This is a genomic window from Bradyrhizobium sp. F1.13.3 (assembly GCF_040548265.1).
In the GTDB taxonomy this organism is placed as follows: Bacteria; Pseudomonadota; Alphaproteobacteria; order Rhizobiales; family Xanthobacteraceae; genus Bradyrhizobium.
In genome coordinates this window covers 1-2500 of sequence record NZ_JBEPRI010000009.1, presented here as the reverse complement: position 1 = coordinate 2500, position 2500 = coordinate 1, and the positions used below count along the sequence as shown (strand labels likewise).

Below are 2500 nucleotides of genomic sequence, written 5' to 3'. Positions count from 1 at the left end.
CAAGTCCCACGTCTCAAGTCTCATGGGCGCCTCGCAGGTGCGAACGCCGGCGTGACGCAAGTCGTGCCTGTCAACGATCTGCTATTCACTCACGCAAAAACCAGGAGGGTTGCGAATGACAGGCAAAAAGGTCGTGGTTGCCGGAGCGAGCGGTCTCGTCGGCAATGCCGCGTTGCGACACTTCGGCAAGTCGGGCGGGTGCGATGTCATTGCCCTGTCCCGGCGGAAGCCGCGCGATCTCTACGGCGCTCGCCATGTCCCGATCGACCTGACCAGCGCAGCGGATTGCCGGCGTGCCGCCTCGGAATTGAGCGGCGCCACGCATCTGATCTACGCCGCGCTCTACGAGGCGCCGCAGCTCGTCGACGGCTGGCGTGACCCGCAGCAGATCAAGACCAACGACCTGATGCTGCGCAATCTGATGGGCGCGCTCGAGCCCGTGGCGCCCGACCTCAGGCACGTCGCTCTGCTGCAGGGCACCAAGGCCTACGGTGTCCACGTGCGCCCCTTGACCGTGCCGGCCCGCGAAGGCCGCTCCGAAATGTACGAGCAGCCCAACTTCTACTGGGCGCAGGAAAACTTCTTGCGCGACCTCCAAGCCGGCAAGGCTTGGCATTGGAGCATCCTGCGGCCGGTGCTGATCGTCGGCCTCGCCATGGGCGGCGCCATGGACCTGATTCCACCGCTCGGCGTCTACGCCGCGATGCTGCGGGAGCAGGGTAGGCCGCTCGATTTTCCCGGCGGCGCCGCGCGCGTCGCGCAGGCCGTCGATGTCGATCTCCTCGCCCGCGCGATCGCCTGGTCGGGGGAGGCCCAGGCCGCGCGCAACGAGGCCTTCAACGTGACCAATGGCGACGTCTTCACCTGGGAGAACATCTGGCCTGCGGTCGCCGATGCGCTGGGGATGAAGCCCGGCAAGCCGGTCCCGCTGTCGCTCGCCAGGGAGTCTCCATTATGGAGCGGCCCCTGGGATGCGCTGCGGCGCAAGCACGACCTGGCATCGCCTGCGCTGGCCGAATTCGTCGGCCTCTCCTTCCAATACGCCGATTACAGCCTGCGCTACGGCCAGACCGAATCCGGTCCGCCCTCGATCGTCTCGACCGTGAAGATCAACCGCGCTGGCTTCACCGAGATGATGGACACCGAGGACATGTTCCGGAAGTGGTTCAGGCAGGCGAAGCAAGAGCGGCTGCTGCCCTGACGGAGAACCAAAGCGGATATTCCGGGGTGTTTGTCAGATCGGGAGCGGTCCTCTGGCCGAGCCAGTTCGAACGGCTTCAAGTCTGGCTTATCTGAGCTTCTGTCGCAACCACCGTGAGGGTCGGACATCACTTAGGGCGGCGATCCTCTGTAACGGCGAAAAGTCGACTTTCCAGAGATCAAGCTCAAATAGCTCGTCGCGCTGATCGAGGTTCAACGCGACCGATACTAGCACTCCATCGGCATCGTCGAGTTCGCATTCGCCAATGCATCGGCCGAAACGCCGGTCTGCCGCACCGACAAAAAGAAGGCTACCCATCCCACCGTCGTTCATGTCCTCGACGAGGCCAAAATGGTCTTGCAAGGATGAATGCTGACCTAAAACAAAGATAACCAGATCACGCTCTGCGGGGGTGAGTGGGCGTGGCATGTTCTTTCTCGTAGCGGCTAACGTGCATTGGCTCTATCACGGCGCGCTCGCGATGTCCGTTCTGACCCATGGCGGACGTGTCCGGCACAAAGCGCAATTGCAGCTTTTGATCGTAGCGGACATAGTCTCGTTCTTGCTATTCTCCTTAGACCGAGAGCGAGGTTGCCAACACGAATGCGACTGATTTTGCACTTGCTGGTCGGACTACTCTGCGCCTCAGGCATGATAGCAGCAGGTGCTTTAAGTCATGAAGTGATACGGCCCTTTTTCTTGATCGTTTGGACGCCAGCAACCTGGCTGGTTCGTGTTTCAAACGCGCTATGTCCACCGACAGGCGTAAGATGCTTTCTGGGGTCGGTCAGCCAAGGTGCGCATCATCTTTGGTTTGGGCTATGCCTCCTTGGCTTTTGGTGGATTGTTTCGTCGCTCGCGATATGGCCGCTCTTCCGTTTGCGTCGATCGCCTCCGCCCGAGAAAAGGATTGCGGCGTGCCGTACTGGGTCAAACGAATTATTCTGAAATCAGGAGACCTTGTGACCGAGAAGGAGCTTGGTCGCGATGAGAACTATTTTGAGGGGCGCGCGCCTATTGTGGGCGATGTGATAAACGTTCGCTGCCACGGTAGGAATTTCGACGCTAGAGTCGTTTGGGGAAATTGGCCCGGGAGAAATCATGCAGCGGAAACAGTTGTGCCGCTCCGTGTCGAAGAGATTTAGCGTGGCTGCTGTTGGCCACATAGGGGGCGTATCCGGTCCAAAGTGCAATAGCGGCTTTTGGCCGATTTTGTTGCAAAAGTCGGTTGAGACAAGTCACGAACCGTGATTCCGTTGTGTTGACGCGAATCTCGGCGAGGTCGATCCATGATGGGCC

Annotated in this window: 3 protein-coding genes; 1 reads left to right on the top strand and 2 read right to left on the bottom strand. The window is 60.3% G+C overall.

The annotated features are described in order from the left end of the window. Window positions 1-115: 115 nt before the first annotated feature. Window positions 116-1201, top strand: a complete 1086-nt coding sequence (locus ABIB66_RS23480; RefSeq protein ID WP_354207912.1) for an SDR family oxidoreductase — start codon at window positions 116-118, stop codon at window positions 1199-1201. Window positions 1202-1288: 87 nt separating this feature from the next. Here the strand turns inward: ABIB66_RS23480 and ABIB66_RS23475 are convergent, their stop codons facing one another. Both ABIB66_RS23475 and ABIB66_RS23470 read right to left on the bottom strand, forming a co-directional pair. Continuing rightward, window positions 1289-1630 carry a DUF6984 family protein gene (locus tag ABIB66_RS23475; RefSeq protein WP_354207914.1) on the bottom strand — a complete coding sequence of 114 codons (342 nt, stop codon included), beginning with the start codon at window positions 1628-1630 and terminating at the stop codon, window positions 1289-1291. A 636-nt stretch (window positions 1631-2266) separates the two neighbouring features. Then, window positions 2267-2500, bottom strand: a 234-nt coding sequence (locus tag ABIB66_RS23470) for a hypothetical protein (RefSeq protein WP_354255849.1), incomplete at its 5' end; no start/stop codon positions are given.

Excerpts from the sequence above, each read along its gene's own strand:
- ABIB66_RS23480 (WP_354207912.1), top strand. The coding sequence starts at position 116 with ATGACAGGCAAAAAGGTCGTGGTTGCCGGAGCGAGCGGTCTCGTCGGC.
- ABIB66_RS23475 (WP_354207914.1), bottom strand. The coding sequence starts at position 1,630 with ATGCCACGCCCACTCACCCCCGCAGAGCGTGATCTGGTTATCTTTGTT.